Source organism: Xanthomonas sp. F1, assembly GCF_014199855.1.
In genome coordinates this window covers 112,682-127,803 of sequence record NZ_JACHOK010000003.1, presented here as the reverse complement: position 1 = coordinate 127,803, position 15,122 = coordinate 112,682, and the positions used below count along the sequence as shown (strand labels likewise).

Sequence of the window (15,122 nt, the reverse complement as noted above, 5' to 3'; positions counted from 1 at the left end):
GCACCGTATCAGGCGGCCGGCGCTGCCGCGGCCAGCTCGCCGATCACCTTGCGCAGGCCATCGCGCCACTGCGGCAGTTCCAGCGCGAAATCGCGCTGCAGACACGACACATCTAGGCGCGAGTATGCCGGGCGCTTGGCCGGGGTCGGATACTCGGCGGTGGTGATCGGCAGCACCCGCGGCACGCGCGGCAACAGGCCCGCCGCCACCGCCTCGGCGAAGATCGCCTCGGCGAAGCCGTGCCAGGTGGTCTCGCCGGCCGCGGTCAGGTGCCAGGTGCCGGACGGCAGCGTCGCGCGCTGCGCCAGCACCCGCGCGGTGACGTCTGCGATCAGCGCCGCCGGGGTCGGCGTGCCGACCTGGTCGGCGACCACCTTCAATTCGTCACGTTCGGCGCCGACCCGCAGCATGGTGCGCAGGAAATTGTGTCCGTGCGCGGCATACACCCAGGCGGTGCGGAAGATCAGATGCTGCACACCAGACGCGCGGATCGCCTCCTCGCCGGCCAGCTTGGTGGCGCCGTACACGCCCAGCGGCGCGGTCGGTGCATCCTCAAGATAGGGCTGCGTGCCCCGGCCGTCGAACACGTAGTCGGTGGAGTAATGCACCAGCGGCACGCCATGCGCCGCGCACCAGGCGGCGATCGCCGCCGGCGACTCGGCATTCGCGCGGTGCGCGGCCTCGGCATCCTGTTCGGCGCGATCGACCGCGGTGTAGGCCGCAGCGTTGACCACCGCCGTCGGCCGCAGCCGGTCCAGCACCTCGCCCAGCGTCTGCGGCTGGTCGAAATCGGCGCGCTCGCAGGCGCTGCCGTCGGGCAACTGGCCGCTGCGCGTGGTCGCGAGCACCGGCCCCTGCGCCGCCAGCGCCCGCAGCAGCTCCTGCCCGACCTGGCCGTTGCCGCCGAAGACCAGCACGCTCATGGCTGGTAGACCGGCAGGCGATCCTCTGCGATGTCCTTCAAAAATGGCGCCTTTTCGTCCTTGGCCGACAGCAACGGCGCATTGAGCGGCCAGTCCACCGCAATATCGGCGTCATCCCAGCGCACCGAAGCATCCGCTTCCTGGACGTAGACATCGGTGCAGAGATAGCTGAATACCGCGCGCTCCGACAACACCGCGAACCCATGGGCGAAGCCTTCCGGGATCCAGAACTGCTTGTGGTTCTCCGCGCTCAAGATAGCGGCAACCCATCGCCCGAAGTAGGGCGAACCGCGGCGTATGTCCACGGCAACGTCATAGACCTCGCCCTCCAGGACGCTGACCAGCTTGCCCTGCGGCCGCGGCCACTGATAGTGCAAGCCGCGCAATACGCCCTTGGAAGAGACTGACACGTTGCTCTGCAGGAACGCCGCTGGCAAGCCGGCCTGTGCGAACCGCTCGGCGTTCCAGCTCTCGAAGAAATGGCCGCGCGCGTCGCCAAACACCTTGGGTTCGATGACGGCACAGCCGGGTATCGCGGTTTCGATCAGGTTCAAAGAAGCTTTCCTCGTTTCGCCAGGGCCTGCAGATACAGGCCATAGCTGTTCTTGACCATTGGAAGCGCCAAACGTTGCAATTGTTCGGCATCGATCCACCCCTGCAGGAACGCAATTTCCTCCGGACAGCAGACTTGCAGCCCTTGGCGCGCCTGGATGGTCTCGATGAAATTGGACGCTTCGTGCAACGATTGATGCGTACCGGTATCCAGCCACGCGTAGCCGCGCCCCAAGGCTTCCAAGTGCAGTCGCCCTTCCTGGAGATAGCGCCGATTGAGATCGGTGATTTCCAACTCGCCACGGGCGGAAGGCTTCAGCTCTGCGGCATGGCGACTGGCATCGCCATCGTAAAAATACAGGCCCGTCACCGCATAGTTAGACCGCGGCGACGCCGGCTTTTCCTCGATACCGATGACCTTGCCGGACGCGTCGAACTCGGCCACGCCATAGCGCTGTGGATCGTTCACCCAGTAGCCGAACACGGTCGCGCCGTGCGTGCGGGCATCGGCGCGCCGCAAGGTCTCGGTCAACCCATGGCCGTGGAAGATGTTGTCGCCCAACACCAGACAGCTCGGCTTTTCGTCGACGAAATCGCGCCCGATCAGATAAGCCTGCGCCAATCCATCGGGGCTGGGCTGCACCGCGTACTGGATCTCCATGCCCCACTGCGCCCCGTCTCCCAGCAGCCTGCGGAACAGCGCCTGCTCGTGGGGCGTGTTGATCACCAGCACCTGGCGAATGCCCGCGAGCATCAGCACGCTAAGCGGGTAGTAGATCATCGGCTTATCGTAGACAGGCAGCAACTGCTTGCTGACCGCCTGGGTGATCGGATACAGCCTGGTGCCGGATCCTCCGGCGAGGATGATGCCTTTACGTTGCGTCATGGTCAGATTCTGTCGAAACGCTGCTTCGTGCAGCGGACATGAGGATCGAACGGCCACCGCATCATTGCAGCGCGCCCATCCGTTCCAGCCGATAGCGGCCGTCGAGTACGCCCTGCACCCAATCCTGATGGCTCAGGTACCAGTCCACGGTGAGCGCGATGCCCTGTTCGAAGGTGTACTGCGGCTCCCAGCCCAGTTCGTTCTTCAGCTTGGAGGCGTCGATGGCGTAGCGGCGGTCGTGGCCGGGCCGGTCGGCGACGTAGGTGATCTGGCTGGCGCGCGGCTTGCCGTCTTCGCGCGGACGTCGCGCGTCCAGCAGCGCGCAGATCGCCTGCACCACTTCGATGTTCTGCTTCTCCGCATTGCCGCCGACGTTGTAGGTCTCGCCGACCTTGCCCTTGGCCAGCACGGTGCGGATCGCCTCGCAATGGTCGCCGACGAACAGCCAGTCGCGCACCTGCTTGCCGTCGCCGTACACCGGCAGCGGCTCGCCGGCCAGCGCCTTGGCGATCACCAGCGGAATGAGCTTTTCCGGGAAGTGGTACGGGCCGTAGTTGTTGGAACAATTGGTGGTCAGCACCGGCAGGCCGTAGGTGTGGTGAAACGCACGCACCAGGTGATCGGACGCGGCCTTGGACGCCGAGTACGGCGAGTTCGGCGCATACGGGGTGGTTTCGCTGAACTTGCCGGTCTCGCCGAGCGTGCCGTAGACCTCGTCGGTGGACACGTGCAGGAAGCGGAACGCGTCGCGGCGGTCCTCCGGCAGCGCCTTCCAGTGATCGCGCACCGACTCCAACAGGCCGAGGGTGCCGACCACGTTGGTCTGGATGAAGGCACCGGGGCCGTCGATCGAGCGGTCCACGTGGCTTTCGGCGGCGAAATTCACCACCGCGTCGGGCTGGTGCTCGGTCAGCAGACGGCGCACCAAGTCGCGGTCGCCGATATCGCCGTGCACGAACACGTGGTCGGGATTGCCCTCCAGCGACGCCAGTGTGTTCAGGTTTCCGGCGTAGGTCAGTGCGTCCAGGTTGATCACACGGATGCCGCGCGCCACCGCCTCGAGCACGAAATTACCGCCGATGAAACCGGCACCGCCGGTCACGAGCCAAGTCGCCAATGCCTTTCTCCTGTGTCTTGGCCTGGGCCCCAGACAGAATCGCTGGAGCGTAACCGGCAAGCATAGCGCTGGAGGTAGCCCGACGCGCTCACGCCATTAGGCTTGTTCAGTCCACCGCCCGCCCTTGACCATACGCCCTCGCATGGTCCCCCGCGCCCGGTTAGAATCCTCCGACTGCCCCGTGCCAGCCGCCGCGGCCGGGCCTTCCCGCACTGCTGAAGGATCTCGTACACGATGAAAATCCTCGTCGCCTACAAGCGCGTGGTGGACTACAACGTCCGCATCCAGGTCAAGCCGGACGGCTCCGGCGTGGTCACCGAGGGCGTCAAGCTCTCCGCCAACCCGTTCGACGAAATCGCCCTGGAAGAAGCGCTGCGCCTGCGCGACGCCGGCATCGCCAGCGAGGTGGTGGTGGCCACCATCGCCCCGGCCGATGCCGCCGCGCACCTGCGCAACGGCCTGGCGATGGGCGCCAACCGCGCCATCCACGTGGTCGCCGATGCGGCGATCCAGCCGCTGACCGCCGCGCGCACCCTGCTCAAGCTGGTCGAGCAGGAGCAGCCGGACCTGGTGATCCTCGGCAAGCAGGCGATCGACGACGACGCCAACCAGACCGGGCAGATGCTGGCCACGCTGTGGGGCCGGCCGCAGGCGACCTTCGCCGGCAAGCTGGTGGTGGCCGACGGCAAGGCCACGGTGACCCGCGAGGTCGACGCCGGCCTGGAGACCCTGGAAGTGGACCTGCCGGCGGTGGTCACCACCGACCTGCGTCTGAACGAGCCGCGCTTCATCAAGCTGCCGGACATCATGAAGGCCAAGAGCAAGCCGCTGCAGACGCTGGCCTTCGCCGACCTGGGCGTGGAGGCCAACGACAGCCTCACCACCACCCACTACGCCCCGCCGGCCAAGCGCAGCCGCGGCGTGATGGTCAAGGATGCCGCCGAACTGGTGGCCGCACTGAAGAACAAGGGGTTGCTGTAATGGCCAAGATCCTCGTCGTCGCCGAACATCTCAACGGGCAGCTCAACGCCGCCACCGCCAAGTGCGTCAGCGCCGCGCAGGCGTTGTCGCCCGAGGCCATCGACATCGTCGTGCTGGCGTCCGATCCGGCCGCGGTGGCCGCACAGGCCGCGCAACTCGCCGGCGTCTCCCGCGTCCTGACTGTCGCCAATCCCGCCAACGAGCACGCCATCGCGCAGGTGCTGGGCCCGCAGATCGCCGCCCTGGCGACCGGCTACACCCACGTGTTCGGCCCCTCCACCACCTTCGGCAAGGATTTGATGCCGGTGGTGGCCGCCCTGCTCGGCGTGAACCAGATCTCCGACCTGATGGCGGTGGACGGCGAGTACGCGTTCAAGCGCCCGATCTACGCCGGCAACGCCATCATCAGCGTGCAGGCCCCGGCCGACCAGATCGTGGTCGCCACCGTGCGCAGCGCCTCCTGGCCGGAAGCGGCGCAGGGCGGCAGCGCGGCGGTCGAAGCGGCCAGCGTGGACGCGTCGCTGCCGAGCCACACCCGCTTCGTCGGCCTAGCCGCCGGCAAGTCCGACCGTCCCGACCTGCAGAGCGCCAAGCGCGTGGTCTCCGGTGGCCGCGGCGTCGGCTCGGCGGAGAACTTCCAGATCGTCTACCAGCTCGCCGACAAGCTCGGCGCCGCGGTCGGCGCCTCGCGCGCGGCGGTCGACGCCGGCTATGTGCCCAACGAACTGCAGGTAGGCCAGACCGGCAAGATCATCGCCCCGGAGCTGTACGTGGCGATCGGCATTTCCGGCGCCATCCAGCACCTGACCGGCATCAAGGACGCCGGCACCATCGTCGCGATCAACAAGGATCCGGAATCGCCGATCTTCGAGATCGCCGACATCGGCCTGATCGGCGACCTGTTCACGGTGCTGCCGGAGCTGGAAAAGGCGCTGGGCTGAGCCGTCGCGGAGACCCGGGAATGATGCCGCACGGCGCCGACGGCGTGCCCGCGCCGCGCCACCGTGCGGATCATCTGGCGTTGTTCGTCGTGCTGTTGTGCGGCGGCTACCTGGCCGCCCTGTGGTGGATCGACCGCGGCAACGGCACGTTCGCCCGGCTCGGCGCGATCTGGCCGTTGCTGGCGCTGGCGGTGCTGCCGGTCTCGGCCAGCTACCTGTTCCGCTTCTGGCGCTGGCGCTGGCTGCTGCAACGACAAGGCCATGCGGTACCGTTCTGGCTGGGCTGGGCCGCCTACCTGGCCGGCTTCGCATTGACCGCCACCCCCGGCAAGGCTGGGGAGTTGCTGCGCATCCGCTATTTCGCGCGCATGGGCGTGCCGGCGGGGCGGACGCTGGCGGTGTTCGTGTTCGAGCGCGCCTCCGACCTGCTGGTGATCCTGGCGCTGTCGCTGCTGGCCGCACCGGTCTTCCCCACCCTGGGCACGCTCGCCGCGGTGGTGCTGGGCTTCGTCGCCCTGCTGTTCGGCGCCGCCGCCTGGCCGGCCTTGCTGTCGTGGCTGGAGGGCGTGGGCCGGCGTCTGCCCGGCCGCTGGCTGCGGGGGGCGGCGCAATTCGCCGTGTTCGCCGCCATGGAGCTGCGTGCCTGCCTCGGCACCGCGCAGATGGTGCGCAGCCTGATCGCGGGCGCGGGCGCCTGGGGCCTGACCTCGGCGGTCTTCGTCGGCTTGTGCCACGGCCTGGGCCTGCACCTGGACCCGCTGGTCGCGTTCGGCATCTACCCGCTGGCGATGCTGATCGGCGCGCTGTCCTTCGTGCCCGGCGGGGTCGGCACCACTGAACTGGCGATCGTGCTGATGCTGGACCGGATGGGCGTCGCCACCGCCGATGCGATCGCGGTCGCGGTGGCCGCACGGCTGGTGACGCTCTGGTATGCGGTCGCCGTGGGCGCCCTGGCAATGGGCACGACCGAATTCCTGCAGCGGCGCCAAGCCGGCTGAGCGGGGCCAGAGCGTGTCACAGGTATAATCTCGGCCCCACTATGCATCGCCAGGCCGCAGAATGTCCCTTCCCCCCAGCTCCCCCGCCGACCGCCCGGCTGTCTCAGGGCGCGCGCTTTGCGTGGATCTGGACGGCACGCTGCTGAATTCGGACATCCTCTACGAGTCCCTGCTGGCCCTGCTGGCGCGCAACCCGCTGTACGTGTTCCTGCTGCCGCTGTGGCTGCTGCGCGGCAAGGCCGCGCTGAAGCGCGAACTGGCCGCCCGGGTCACCCTCCCGGCCGAGACCCTACCCTACAACGAACACGTCCTGGAGCTGCTGCGCACCACGCCGCAGCGCCCACGCGTGCTGTGCACCGCCTCCGACCAATTGCTGGTGGCGCCGATCGCCGCGCACCTTGGCCTGTTCGAAGAGGTCATCGCCAGCGACGGGCAACGCAACCTGTCCGGCCGCAACAAGGCCGAGGTGCTGGTGCAGCGGTTCGGCGAAGGCAATTTCGACTATGCAGGCAATGGCCGCGTGGACCTGCACGTGTGGGACAAGGCCGGCGGCGCCTGGGTGGTCAACAACGGCAACGGCTTGCGTGCGGCCGCCGCACAGCGCACCACCGTGCATGGGCACTGGCCGGCGCCGCCGCGCGCCCGCGCCTGGCTCAAGGCGCTGCGCTTGCACCAGTGGCTGAAGAACCTGCTGGTGTTCGTGCCGCTGCTGACCTCGCACCGCTTCCTGGAGGGCGAATCGGTGCTGCAGTCGGTGATCGCCATGGTGGCGTTCGGGCTGTGCGCCTCCGGCGTCTACGTCCTCAACGACCTGCTCGACCTCACCCCCGACCGCCAGCATCCGCGCAAGCGCAAGCGGCCATTCGCCGCCGGCCGCCTGCCGCTGCTGCAGGGCCTGTTCGCCGCGCCCGCCCTGACCGTGGCCGGACTGGCCCTATCGCTGGCCTGCAACCTGCAGTTCACCCTGGTGCTGCTGGCCTACTACGTGATGACGCTGGCGTACTCGCTGCGGCTCAAGCGCATCGTGATGATCGACGTGGTGCTGCTGGCCGCGCTGTACACCGTGCGCATCATCGGCGGCGCGGTTGCCATCGACCTGGAACTGTCGTTCTGGCTGCTGGCGTTCTCGATGTTCATCTTCCTCTCGCTGGCGCTGCTCAAGCGCTATACCGAACTGCACGCGATGCTCGGCAGCGGCAAGACCAAGGCCAGCGGGCGGGCCTATTCGGTGGAAGACCTGGTGCTGCTGCAGTCGATGGGCGCGGCGGCCGGCTACATCGCGGTCATGGTCATGGCGCTGTACATCAACAGCCCGGAAAGCGTGCAGTTGTATCGGCATCCGAAGCTGCTGTGGCTGATCTGCCCGGTGCTGCTGTACTGGGTCAGCCGGGTCTGGATCGTCGCGCACCGCGGCGACATGCACGACGATCCGATCGTATTCGCTGCCACCGACCGGGTCAGCCAGGTGGTCGTGGTGCTGTGCGGGCTGTTCGCACTGAGCGCCATCTGATGGCCGATGCCGGGCAGTCCTGGGGACGCTATCCGCACGCGACGCAGACGCTGCTGCCGATCGCCGACCGGGCGGCCACCCTGCCGGCCTTCGCCGGCAACGCGCTGCCACGTGGAAACGGCCGCAGCTACGGCGACAGCTGCCTCAATCCGGACGGCACCCTGCTGTGCGCGCGCAGCCTGGACCGCTTCATCGGCTTCGACCCGGCGTCCGGCCGGCTGCGCTGCGAGGCCGGCGTTACCCTCGCCGAGATCATCGACCTGGCCTTGCCACAGGGCTGGTTCCTGCCGGTGACGCCCGGCACCCGCTACGTCACCGTGGCCGGCGCCATCGCCAACGACGTGCACGGCAAGAACCATCACCGCACCGGCAATTTCGGTCACCACGTGCTCGCCTTCGAGCTGCTGCGCAGCGACGGCAGCCGTCGCCTGTGCACGCCGGACGCCGATGCCGACGGCTGGTTCGCGGCCACGGTCGGCGGACTTGGCCTGACCGGGCTGATCACCTGGGCGGAGATCCAGCTGCGCCGCGTGCCGGGCCCGGCGCTGGAGACGGAGAACATCCGCTTCGGCTCGCTCGACGAGTTCTTCGCGCTGTCCGCCGCCTCCGCCGACAGCCACGAGTACAGCGTCGCCTGGATCGACTGCCTGGCCAGCGGCCGCGCCCGCGGCCGCGGCCACTTCACCCGCGCCGATCACTGCGCCGGCCTGCCAGAGGAACGCCCGGCCTCACCCGGCAAGGGCCTGGCGATGCCGCTGACCCCGCCGGTCTCGCTGGTCAACACGCTGTCGCTGCGCCCGTTCAACACGCTGTACTACTGGCGCCAGCCCGCGCGCAGCAAGCGCCGGCTGAGCCACCTGCTGCCGTTCTTCTATCCGCTGGACGGCATCCGCCACTGGAACCGCATGTACGGCCCGCGCGGCTTCCTGCAGTACCAGTGCGTGCTGCCGCCGGCCACCGCACGCGACGGCGTGGACGCGCTGCTGGCGGAAATCGCCCGTAGCGGCAGCGGCTCCTTCCTGGCCGTGCTGAAGGAGTTCGGCGACCTCCCCGGGCGCGGCATGCTGTCCTTCCCGCGCCCGGGTACCACCCTGGCGCTGGACTTCCCCAACGATGGCGCCGACGTGCTGCGCCTGCTGGAGCGGCTGGACCGCATCGTCGACGCCGCCGGCGGCGCTCTGTACCCTGCCAAGGACGCGCGCATGTCCGCCGCCTCGTTCCAGCGTGCTTATGCCCGCTGGCAGGACTTCAGCCGCTATCTCGATCCCCGCTTTTCTTCCGGCTTCTGGCGCCGGGTCACGGAGTGAACATGCAACGCGTCCTCATCATCGGCGCCACCTCGGCGATCGCCGAGGCCACTGCCCGGCACTACGCCGCGCGCGGCGCGGCCCTCCATCTGCTCGGCCGCCAGGCCGCGCGCCTGGGCGCCATCGCGTCGGATCTGTCGGCGCGCGGCGGCAAGGCCAGTTGCGGCGTGCTCGACGTCAACGACAGCGCCGGCCATGCGGCGGCCTTCGATGCCGCCTGGGCCGCGCTGGGCGGCGTCGACGTGGTGCTGATCGCCCACGGCACGCTGCCCGACCAGGTCGCGTGCGACGCCTCGGTCGACCTGTCGATGCGCGAGTTCGCCACCAACGGCACCTCGACGATCGCCCTGTGTGCCGCGCTGGTGCCGCGCCTGCGCGCGGGGGCGACGCTGGCGGTGATCTCCTCGGTCGCCGGCGACCGCGGCCGCGCCAGCAACTACCTGTACGGCAGCGCCAAGGCCGCAGTCAGCGCGTATTTGAGCGGCCTCGGCCAGCGCCTGCGCCCGGACGGCATCAACGTCCTCACAATCAAGCCGGGCTTCGTCGATACGCCGATGACCGCCGCCTTCAAGAAGGGTGCGCTGTGGGCCAAGCCCGACCAGATCGCCAAGGGCATCCTGCGCGCAGTCGACGGCCGCCGCGCGGTCGCCTACCTGCCCGGTTTCTGGTGGGCGATCATGTTCGTCATCAAATCCATTCCCGAATTCGTTTTCCGCAGGATCAAGCTCTGACATGACCGACAAACACGCCAAGATCGTCATCACCGGCGCCGCGGGCCTGGTCGGCCAGAACCTGATCGTCGAACTGGAGCAGCAGGGCTACACCCAGTTGGTGGCGATCGACAAGCATGCGCACAACCTGCAGATCCTGCGCGAACTGCATCCGGCGGTGCGCGTGGTGGAGGCGGATCTGGCCGAACCCGGCGAGTGGGCACGCGAGTTCGAGGGCGCGGCCTGCGTCGCCCAGTTGCACGCGCAGATCACTGGCAAGACCACCGACCTGTTCACCCGCAACAACCTGACCGCGACCGCGCACGTGCTCGATGCCTGCCGTGCAGCGAAGGTGCCGTACCTGGTGCACATCAGTTCCTCGGTGGTGAATTCGGTGGCCAAGGACGACTACACCAACACCAAGCGCGCTCAGGAAGAAATGGTGGTCGCCAGCGGCCTGCGCCACTGCGTGCTGCGTCCGACCCTGATGTTCGGCTGGTTCGATCCCAAGCACCTGGGCTGGCTGTCGCGCTTCATGGCCAAGACGCCGGTGTTCCCGATCCCGGGCGATGGCCGCTTCATGCGCCAGCCGCTGTACGAGCGCGACTTCTGCCGTTGCATCGCCAAGTGCATCGAACGCGAACCCGACGGCCATGTCTACGACATCGTCGGCGATACGCGCGTGGACTACGTCGACATCATCAAGACGATCAAGCGGGTCAAGAAACTGCACACCCTGATCGTGCATATCCCGATCGGCTTCTTCGCCTTCCTGCTGCGCGTGTATTCGCTCTTCAGTTCCAAGCCGCCGTTCACCGCCGACCAGTTGAAGGCGCTGAGCGCCGGCGACGACTTCAAGGGCGTGGATACCGAAGCGGTGTTCGGCGTGCGCCAGACGCCGTTCGAAGACGCGATCCGCGAAAGCTATACCGACCCGCGCTACAGCCACATCGTGCTCAAGCGCTGAACCGTCATACGAGACCAGAACCATGAGTACATTCGCGATCGTCGGCAGCGGCCCCATGGGCTTGATGGCTGCCATGGAACTGCTGAAGAAGGGCCACCAGGTCGACGTCTACGAACGCGACGACCGCATCGGCGGCATGTCCGCGGACTTCGATTTCGACGGCCTACGCATCGAGCGCTACTACCACTTCATCTGCAAGACCGATTTTCCGCTGTTCAAGCTGCTCGAAGACCTGAAGCTGTCCGACCGCCTGCACTGGACGGACACCAAGATGGGGTACTACTACCAGGGCAAGCTGCACAAGTGGGGAACGCCGTTCGCACTGCTCGGTTTCCCGCACCTGGGGTTGGTCGACAAGATCCGCTACGCCCTGCACGTCATGCACACCAAGGGCATCAGCGACTGGACTGCGCTGGACAAGGAAAACGCGCGCGACTGGATCACCCGCTGGATCGGCCCCAAGGCCTACAAGGTGATGTGGGAGAAGGCCTTCGCGCTGAAGTTCTTCGAGTACCAGAACGACCTGTCCGCGTCGTGGATCGGCACCCGCATCAAGCGCGTGGCACTGTCGCGGCGCAACCTGTTCAATGAAAGCATGGGCTATCTGGAGGGCGGCTCGGCCGTGCTGCTGGAACGCATGGCCGCAGAAGTGACGCGCCTTGGCGGACGCATCCTGCTGTCGCAACCGATCGAGGAAGTCGCCTCGGTCGACGGCAAGGTCACCGGCATCCGCACCCGCGACGGCCATCATGCCTACGACGGCGTGGTGTCGACGGCACCGATCCAGTACGTGCCCGGCATAGTGCCTGGCCTGCCCAAGACCTTCGCCGACCAGGTCGCCGCGATCGAGAACATCCCGGTCGCCTGCGTGATCCTGAAGCTGTCCAAGCCGGTCAGCGAGAACTTCTGGATGAACATCAGCGACGAGCGGATCTCCATCCCCGGCCTGATCGAATACAGCAACCTCAACCCCGGCAAGGGCCCGGGCGAGCACATCGTGTATGCGCCCTACTACATGCCCAAGACCCATCCGAAATGGCAGTGGAGCAACCAGCAGCTGATCGACGAAGTCATCAGCTACTTGCCGATGATCAATCCGGACTTCAAGCCGGAATGGATCCGCGCGACCCATTGCCATCGCTACGAGTACGCGCAGACCATCTGCCCGCCGGGGTTCCAGGACATGCTGCCGCCGATGAAGACGCCGCTGCAGGGCTTCTACATGGCGGATACTGCCTACTATTATCCGGAAGACCGCTCGATCAACGAGAGTATTGCGGTAGGAAGCCAGCTCGCGCGAACGGCACTGTCGCAGATATGATCAGTCGGCAGTTCATCGGCTTTGTGGTCGTGGGAGGCATCGCTGCCGCGGCCAACTTTTCCTCGCGAATCCTTCTGAGCCATTGGCTGGCTTATGTCCCCGCCATCGCGCTGGCCTACCTGATCGGCATGGCGATCGCGTTCGTGCTGAACCGCCAGTTCGTGTTCAAAAAAGCGGGGAACGCGCTACACAAGCAGGCCTTCTGGTTCGTGACCGTGAACATACTCGCCATCTTGCAGACGATCGCGATCAGCCTGCTGCTGGCACGGTGGCTTTTCCCATTGATCGGGTTCGATTTTTATCCCGAAGCCGTTGCACACGCCATCGGTGTGGCCACTCCCATCTTCACGAGCTTTGTCGGGCACAAGCATCTGAGCTTCAAGATCGCCCCACCGCAATGAACGCGTCTCGTTGAATTCGCCCTTCACGGATATCCTAAATACGATGCTCATGAAATATACAAACGCCCTCCTTTTCCCCAAAGGGCCACCCACCAGCAGTTTGGCGAAGCCAGATCTGCGAATGATCTTCTTTACCGCGTTCGTGGCGATCCTATGCACCCAGTTCGTCGGAACATTTCACTTCCTTTTCGGCCCCGCGGTCCTTGAATCCGGTGACTTCGCGGCGAATGGGCTGCAGATTGCCAACGCGGGAGCAATGAAGGAGCTGCTGGGAAATTATTCTCGCTGGCATTTCCATCACCCTGGCCCTGCATTCTTCTACGTCTATGCGCTCGGCGAACTGGTCTTCTTCAAGGTTTCACACCTCGTAAACAGCCCGCATCAAGCCCATGTCTTAGCAGGCATACTCCTGCAGAGCTTTTTTGTGGCGCTCTCGGCCAGCCTCTGCGCGCTCGTGTGCGACTCCAAGAGGGCTGCAAGCACCTTGGTACTGGCTGTCATCATCGTCCTCGGCCTGACGACCTTTGGAAGTCTCTCAAGCATCTGGCCGCCTCACGTTCTGTTCGGACCATTTCTTTTGCTGGTGATTGCGGCAGCCGCTGCCTCAATGGGAAAAGATTCAGGCCTGATCGCGTTGGCGCTTGCCTTCGGATTCTGCATCCACGGGCACATAGCACAAGCGGCCCTTGTCATTCCGGTCGCTGCTTATGGAACAGCCGGCTGGATCCTGAGCACGGGTGGGAATTGGCGACCGCATGTCCGGACGCTGGTCTGGCTGCTTGCGATAGCGTTCGTTTTTGCGCTCCCCATTCTCATCAATGCGATTTTTGTAAGACCATCCAATATCCAGGAAGTTCTTGCCTACCTACACGCCAACCAAGATCCTCGCCCATCTTTTCCTTCTGCCCTGCGCTACATCCTGGGTTTCTGGCTGTTTGACGCGTATCCAGAGGCCGCCGCAAGCAACAATGTCACATTGGCCAGCGCGTGGCCTGCAGCTGCCTTTCTGTGCCTCTCCGCTTTGGCAATCCTCGTTGACCCACTGCGCCAGCGCGCTTACGGGTACAGGAATGTGGCCCTCGCCGCGGTAGTCGCATTGGTCATGTCCATATTTTGGGCCACGCGCATTACCGGCCCTCTCTATGAATTCAACTCGTTCTATGTCTACGCCTTGGTCGCAATCAGCTTCTTCTTGATCATGGAAGGAGCCGCGGCGCTACTGCAGAAGTACGCAAAACCCATCGCTCCCGCGGTGTTTTTGCTGGCTGGCGTGTTCATTATCTTGAGTTATAAACCCCACCCGGCATTCTCCAGCGCGGAAACATATGCGCTTCCGTCTCAGATCATGCCCTCCGCGAAGGGGAAAACCGTGCTCGTTGATGTGACGACGGAGTCATGGCCCATGACGACCGCACTGGTGCTTGAGCTGGTCCGTGAAGGGGCATCGGTCTACGTGAACCGCGACTGGGAGTTCATGTTCGGAAAGAAGCACTCCCTTGATCTTTTATCACTCAATACGGTTTCCAACCCAATGTTCGTCAATCCGCGTCTTGGCGCGAACCCACCGAAGCAATCGCCTCTCAACCTGGATGCATTCTGTGTACCAGCGATGGCACAAAAAATGTACGCAGGAGACCATGCCATCGGCGAGGCCCTCAGGGACTGTTCTCTCGCTTCATTTTCGACAACGGAACCGACAGGTGACTTCGTTTACTCCCTGGGAAGTGGAGCCGCCTTGCAATTCAAGGCGCATCGAGGCAACCGCATGACCTTACAAGTGGCGCCTTTCCTGGGGGGAAACATCAAGGAGCAACAAGTTGAAGTTCTGCTCTCCGGGAAGCGGATCTACTCCGCCATGCTGAAGGGTCCCGCTTCCGTGGAAGCCACACTCGATTGCGACTTGTGCACCCTCGAAATCAGAACGCCAAATGCGTTCAGTCCTATCTCCGCCGGGATCGGCGGGGACGGGCGACAACTTGGCTTCGCACTGCAGCGGCTCGCTATCGCGCCAGTCCACTGACCACCATGACGTCGGCGGCGCCAGCTTTTGCGCTCGCCGCCGACGTTATTTGCCGATGAGCAAAGATGACCTACTCGCCGCCGTGGTACCGGGCCAGGATCCTCTGGGGCTGATGTAGACATGTCCGAGTACGAAACATAGATTTTCCGCTGGCCCAGGACGGCAGCGCACTACCCAACGACGCGCTGCTCGACGCGGTCAATACGCTGGCGCCCGTTAACGCGAAACCGCATGACATCACGTCATGGGCGCATGCTGAAGCACTTCAGCACCTTGCAGAAAGTATGGCGCTCCAGACGCCTTGGTCGATCAGTGCTAGCAGCACGACATCACCCGGATGGAGGAACACCATCGACCGACCTCGCGGCAGCGCGACATTGAGCGCCGCGCTGCCCATCACGTTGCACCCGAGCACGATGTCGAGCGATGCTTCTCGCAGCCATTCCCAAAGGAATGGACTCCCAGCCGATCTGGAGTTCAGAGGAGTT

Annotated in this window: 14 protein-coding genes; 10 read left to right on the top strand and 4 right to left on the bottom strand. The window is 65.5% G+C overall.

Annotated elements, in window-relative coordinates; genetic code table 11:
- Nucleotides 1-8: 8 nt before the first annotated feature.
- The 4 genes from rfbD to rfbB form a co-directional block, all read right to left on the bottom strand.
- Entirely contained in the window at nt 9-923 is a 915-nt protein-coding gene (gene rfbD, locus GGR71_RS09495; protein ID WP_160957523.1) for a dTDP-4-dehydrorhamnose reductase, read from the bottom strand.
- The gene (gene rfbC, locus GGR71_RS09490; protein ID WP_160957524.1) at nt 920-1,477 is read right to left on the bottom strand and encodes a dTDP-4-dehydrorhamnose 3,5-epimerase; all 558 of its coding nucleotides are present in this window, start codon (nt 1,475-1,477) and stop codon (nt 920-922) included. The genes rfbD and rfbC overlap by 4 nt, the downstream gene beginning before the upstream one ends.
- On the bottom strand, nt 1,474-2,361 hold the full coding sequence (gene rfbA, locus GGR71_RS09485) for a glucose-1-phosphate thymidylyltransferase RfbA (RefSeq protein WP_160957525.1): 888 nt from the start codon (nt 2,359-2,361) through the stop codon (nt 1,474-1,476). Before rfbA ends, rfbC begins: the two co-directional genes overlap by 4 nt.
- 61 nt (nt 2,362-2,422) lie before the next feature.
- Entirely contained in the window at nt 2,423-3,478 is a 1,056-nt protein-coding gene (gene rfbB, locus GGR71_RS09480; RefSeq protein WP_160957526.1) for a dTDP-glucose 4,6-dehydratase, read from the bottom strand.
- A gap of 234 nt (nt 3,479-3,712) precedes the next feature.
- On the opposite strand from rfbB, the gene GGR71_RS09475 reads away from it, so the two are divergent.
- The 10 genes from GGR71_RS09475 to GGR71_RS09430 all read left to right on the top strand — a co-directional run bounded on the left by GGR71_RS09475 (nt 3,713) and on the right by GGR71_RS09430 (nt 14,634).
- On the top strand, nt 3,713-4,459 hold the full coding sequence (locus GGR71_RS09475) for an electron transfer flavoprotein subunit beta/FixA family protein (protein WP_152236056.1): 747 nt from the start codon (nt 3,713-3,715) through the stop codon (nt 4,457-4,459).
- Nucleotides 4,459-5,400 (top strand): electron transfer flavoprotein subunit alpha/FixB family protein, encoded by a 942-nt coding sequence (locus GGR71_RS09470; protein WP_160957527.1) that lies wholly within the window; start codon nt 4,459-4,461, stop codon nt 5,398-5,400. The genes GGR71_RS09475 and GGR71_RS09470 overlap by 1 nt, the downstream gene beginning before the upstream one ends.
- Nucleotides 5,401-5,420: 20 nt before the next feature.
- Nucleotides 5,421-6,398, top strand: coding sequence for a lysylphosphatidylglycerol synthase transmembrane domain-containing protein (locus GGR71_RS09465; RefSeq protein WP_160957528.1), 978 nt, complete (start codon nt 5,421-5,423; stop codon nt 6,396-6,398).
- 121 nt (nt 6,399-6,519) lie between these two features.
- On the top strand, nt 6,520-7,908 hold the full coding sequence (locus tag GGR71_RS09460) for a UbiA family prenyltransferase (RefSeq protein ID WP_160957529.1): 1,389 nt from the start codon (nt 6,520-6,522) through the stop codon (nt 7,906-7,908).
- Nucleotides 7,908-9,215, top strand: coding sequence for an FAD-binding oxidoreductase (locus GGR71_RS09455; protein ID WP_160957530.1), 1,308 nt, complete (start codon nt 7,908-7,910; stop codon nt 9,213-9,215). The genes GGR71_RS09460 and GGR71_RS09455 overlap by 1 nt, the downstream gene beginning before the upstream one ends.
- A 2-nt stretch (nt 9,216-9,217) precedes the next feature.
- Nucleotides 9,218-9,946 (top strand): SDR family oxidoreductase, encoded by a 729-nt coding sequence (locus GGR71_RS09450; RefSeq protein ID WP_160957531.1) that lies wholly within the window; start codon nt 9,218-9,220, stop codon nt 9,944-9,946.
- 1 nt (nt 9,947) lies between these two features.
- Nucleotides 9,948-10,892 (top strand): NAD-dependent epimerase/dehydratase family protein, encoded by a 945-nt coding sequence (locus tag GGR71_RS09445; protein ID WP_160957532.1) that lies wholly within the window; start codon nt 9,948-9,950, stop codon nt 10,890-10,892.
- A 22-nt stretch (nt 10,893-10,914) separates the two neighbouring features.
- Nucleotides 10,915-12,213 (top strand): NAD(P)/FAD-dependent oxidoreductase, encoded by a 1,299-nt coding sequence (locus GGR71_RS09440; protein ID WP_160957533.1) that lies wholly within the window; start codon nt 10,915-10,917, stop codon nt 12,211-12,213.
- On the top strand, nt 12,210-12,614 hold the full coding sequence (locus GGR71_RS09435) for a GtrA family protein (RefSeq protein ID WP_160957534.1): 405 nt from the start codon (nt 12,210-12,212) through the stop codon (nt 12,612-12,614). Before GGR71_RS09440 ends, GGR71_RS09435 begins: the two co-directional genes overlap by 4 nt.
- A gap of 121 nt (nt 12,615-12,735) precedes the next feature.
- On the top strand, nt 12,736-14,634 hold the full coding sequence (locus GGR71_RS09430) for a hypothetical protein (protein WP_237474235.1): 1,899 nt from the start codon (nt 12,736-12,738) through the stop codon (nt 14,632-14,634).
- The last annotated feature ends 488 nt before the right edge of the window (nt 14,635-15,122 follow it).

Excerpts from the sequence above, each read along its gene's own strand:
- GGR71_RS09450 (WP_160957531.1), top strand. The coding sequence starts at position 9,218 with ATGCAACGCGTCCTCATCATCGGCGCCACCTCGGCGATCGCCGAGGCC.
- rfbD (WP_160957523.1), bottom strand. The coding sequence starts at position 923 with ATGAGCGTGCTGGTCTTCGGCGGCAACGGCCAGGTCGGGCAGGAGCTG.
- rfbA (WP_160957525.1), bottom strand. The coding sequence starts at position 2,361 with ATGACGCAACGTAAAGGCATCATCCTCGCCGGAGGATCCGGCACCAGG.
- GGR71_RS09465 (WP_160957528.1), top strand. The coding sequence starts at position 5,421 with ATGATGCCGCACGGCGCCGACGGCGTGCCCGCGCCGCGCCACCGTGCG.
- GGR71_RS09445 (WP_160957532.1), top strand. The coding sequence starts at position 9,948 with ATGACCGACAAACACGCCAAGATCGTCATCACCGGCGCCGCGGGCCTG.
- GGR71_RS09440 (WP_160957533.1), top strand. The coding sequence starts at position 10,915 with ATGAGTACATTCGCGATCGTCGGCAGCGGCCCCATGGGCTTGATGGCT.
- GGR71_RS09435 (WP_160957534.1), top strand. The coding sequence starts at position 12,210 with ATGATCAGTCGGCAGTTCATCGGCTTTGTGGTCGTGGGAGGCATCGCT.
- GGR71_RS09470 (WP_160957527.1), top strand. The coding sequence starts at position 4,459 with ATGGCCAAGATCCTCGTCGTCGCCGAACATCTCAACGGGCAGCTCAAC.
- GGR71_RS09475 (WP_152236056.1), top strand. The coding sequence starts at position 3,713 with ATGAAAATCCTCGTCGCCTACAAGCGCGTGGTGGACTACAACGTCCGC.
- GGR71_RS09430 (WP_237474235.1), top strand. The coding sequence starts at position 12,736 with ATGATCTTCTTTACCGCGTTCGTGGCGATCCTATGCACCCAGTTCGTC.
- GGR71_RS09455 (WP_160957530.1), top strand. The coding sequence starts at position 7,908 with ATGGCCGATGCCGGGCAGTCCTGGGGACGCTATCCGCACGCGACGCAG.